Here is a 3049-nt window from a genome sequence, read left to right on the forward strand (position 1 = left end):
TAGAAACCGGCTGCCCGTTGTGCTCCTCAACCAGAGTAACCCGGTCAAGTTCTTTGCTCAAGGTGCGTGAACCCAGCGTTGCTGCCAGCCAGGCTTTGGTGGGTGCCTCCAGAAAAGATGATTTGACTCGTCCTTCATACCTCGTTCTGACACGACTCATCCACTCTTGTGCTTTGGCATTACCGGTCATTTCAATAGTCATCTCGCAGGCAGGTACAACAACCGATGAAGAGGCTGCGGATGAAGAAGAAGCGGCAGCCACAGATGAAGCGGGTTGAGCAGGCACTTCGCTTTCCTTCTTTCGCAACAGATACCGTGAAGCCAGCTGGATGGCAAGCATGGCCGCTGCATTCGAGGTTACTTTGTTGTGCGTGCTCTGTGCGTTCTGAGCGCTTTCTATGATTGCCTGCGTGAAGTTGTCTGGCATGGGAGATTTCCAACAATGAATAAATTGGCGCGAATTATATCATTATGATGATATTTTCGTCAAAAACAGTTTGGTTATCCAATATAAATGCCTGCTGAGGCATCAAGGGATTATAGAGAAAATGTATCGCTGCGCGACCCTATTTTTAACCCCCTCACCCTAACCCTCTCCCCCACGCTGCGCGCGGAGGCAAGGAGAGCTGGTTATTTAGTTTAACGTTTTTGAGTGAGGGGCCCGTCCTTGTTATTCAGAGCGCAAAACTCATCTCTTTAATGTGCTTTGTTCTCCCGGACTGTCGGGATCTTGAGGCCTTACCGAACCCTGGCTAAACAATGAATGAGAACCAAGGAGGGTAGAAGTACCGGTCTCGGATGAAGACGCGATGGACGATTGTGCAGCGCCTGCATCCTGGTTAGGTATGATGGGACCCACGTCAGATTGAGTGGCTTTTTGTTGTGCCGCTTGTTCCAATATCGCTTTAAGATAACGCAGAGATTCAGGATAGCCTGAGACCAGGTGCAGCACGGTTTCGCCAATACGGTTCTGTGCCACTATGGCGCTAGCTCTTGCCGGATCGGGAAGATAATCCAGCAGCTGTATCAAGACATCGGGGCGTTTTTCTGCAACCAGGTGCAGCAAGTTATAGCCACCATTGATCTGTGCCACTATAGCTCCTGCTCTTACTGTCTCGGGTAGATAATCCAGCAGCTGTATCAGAACATCGGGACTGTTTATTGCCGCCACGTGCAGCACAGTATGGCCATCTAGGTTCTTTAACGTCATAACTTCTGCCACTGTTGCCTTCGGACGGTAGTTCAGAAGCATTTTCAATAATTCAGGATCGCGTGCGGCCAAATGCAGCACGGTATTGCCATCTCGGTTCTTTAACTTCATAGCTTCTGCCACTGTTGCCTTCGGAAGGTAATCCAGAAGCAGTTGAAAGGACTCAGGATAGGCTACAGCCTGATGCAGCACGGTTTTACCATAATCGTACTGTGCCAACACGGCGTCTTCCACTTTTTTCTTCGGAAGGTAGTTCAGGAGCAGTTTCAAGGATTCAAGATGGGCTACGGCCCGGCACAGCACGGTATTACCATTAGTGTTCTGTGCCCTCATGGCGTCTTCCACTACTGTCTCCGGAAGAGAGTTCAGGAGCCATTCCAAGGATTCAGGATAGGCTACGGCCAGATCCAGCACGTTTTTCTCATATATATTTTTTAACTTTACAGTGTCTGCCACGGCCGTCCCCGGAAGGAAATTCAGAAGCTGTTTCAAGGATTCAGGATAGCCTACGGCCAGGTGTACCACGGTATTGCCGTTTTTATTCTGATTCATCACGGCCTTTGCTCTATCTGACTTGGGCAGAAAATCCAACAGTTGTTTCAGGATTTCGGTACTTTTGCTAGCGGCAAAGTGCAGCAAAGTACTACCACATAATGAGTAGCATTCTCTCACGGCCCCGGCTCTGTCTGCCTCGGGCAGGCAGTCCAAAATCTCTTTCAAGAGTTCGAGGTGCGTGCCTGCGATTAGGTGCAGTATGGTAATGTCACGAATACCCTTTAACTTGACAGCGTTAGTTCTTGCTGCCTCTGGCAGGTAGTTCAGAAGATCTTTAAGAAACTTAGGGTTATTTCTTGCGACTTCGTGCAGCATGGTATCACCCTGAAATTTCGTTCTCATTACGATGTCTTCCCTCGCAGCCTCGGGCAAGCAATCCAGAATGATTTTCAGAGATGCAGAGTTGTGTGCGGCATGGTTCAGAAGGGTTGTACCGTTATAGTCTATTGCTGCCACCAAAAGTTCCCGCTCATGCTCTGGGAGTGCCTGAAGAAACCATTGTAAAAAAGGAAGGTGCTGATTTTTGATGGCCACTTGAAGCGGGGTGACGTTATCCCATAGGTACCTCACCTTATAGTTTGCACCTCTGCCCATCAGAGCGGCAGCAAAGCCTGTGTTTCCGTACTCTGCGGCAAGATAAAATGGGGTTAACCTGTTTCTATTGGTGGCATTGGGATCAAACCCCGGAAGTTCAACGATTTTTCGCACTATGGCTTCGGGCATATCCTTAGACACTGCCAGCAATCGTGCGATATCAAGACTGGATTCAGGCGTGATAGTGCCGGGCGTGAGCAGCACCGGATCAAGAATTTCTCCTATCGAGTAAGCTACAGCAACACATTCAATCTGGGCAAGCAGCGCTTCGGGCCAGGAATCTCGTGAAAGCGCATCGCCCGCGGTGTTCTGCTTCTGATTGCATCGGTTGCGGATGAATGCGAGCAGGATGGGAAGACACTGCTGAAACAGAGTCGACCAGGTGTCAGCAGGATAGCACAGAGCATGAAGCAGAACGCGGTTTATCTGATAGGGCGTTACTTCCAAAATACCGTCTTCCCCTGCTTTGGCTATCCACTCGTCAAGCATCGCATCCGGCACCCTGATGGCCGGAATGCTGTTGCTTCCTTCGGTGTTTTCCCGAAAGTACAAGTCACAAAGCCTGGCAAAGAGGCTGGCGCAATCGGTGATTCTGTCATTATCGCTTGCGGCAAACCAGTTTGCTGCATAATTGCTGATGAAGTCATGATAGGCACCGTTTCGCCACATAGCGAAACCACGCTCAAAAGC

At 49.7% G+C, this 3049-nt stretch carries 2 protein-coding genes; both read right to left on the reverse strand.

The annotated features are described in order from the left end of the window. Positions 1 to 427 (reverse strand): hypothetical protein (locus tag G543_RS17680; RefSeq protein ID WP_035922006.1); only part of this gene is annotated, 427 nt, incomplete at its 3' end. A gap of 261 nt (positions 428 to 688) precedes the next feature. Then, positions 689 to 2848, reverse strand: coding sequence for an ankyrin repeat domain-containing protein (locus G543_RS17685; RefSeq protein WP_162145890.1), 2160 nt, complete (start codon positions 2846 to 2848; stop codon positions 689 to 691). Between the last annotated feature and the right edge of the window lie 201 nt (positions 2849 to 3049).

The sequence above is a fragment of the Legionella moravica DSM 19234 genome, assembly GCF_000423305.1.
Classification (GTDB): Bacteria; Pseudomonadota; Gammaproteobacteria; order Legionellales; family Legionellaceae; genus Legionella; species Legionella moravica.

Excerpts from the sequence above, each read along its gene's own strand:
- G543_RS17685 (WP_162145890.1), bottom strand. The coding sequence starts at position 2,848 with ATGCTTGACGAGTGGATAGCCAAAGCAGGGGAAGACGGTATTTTGGAA.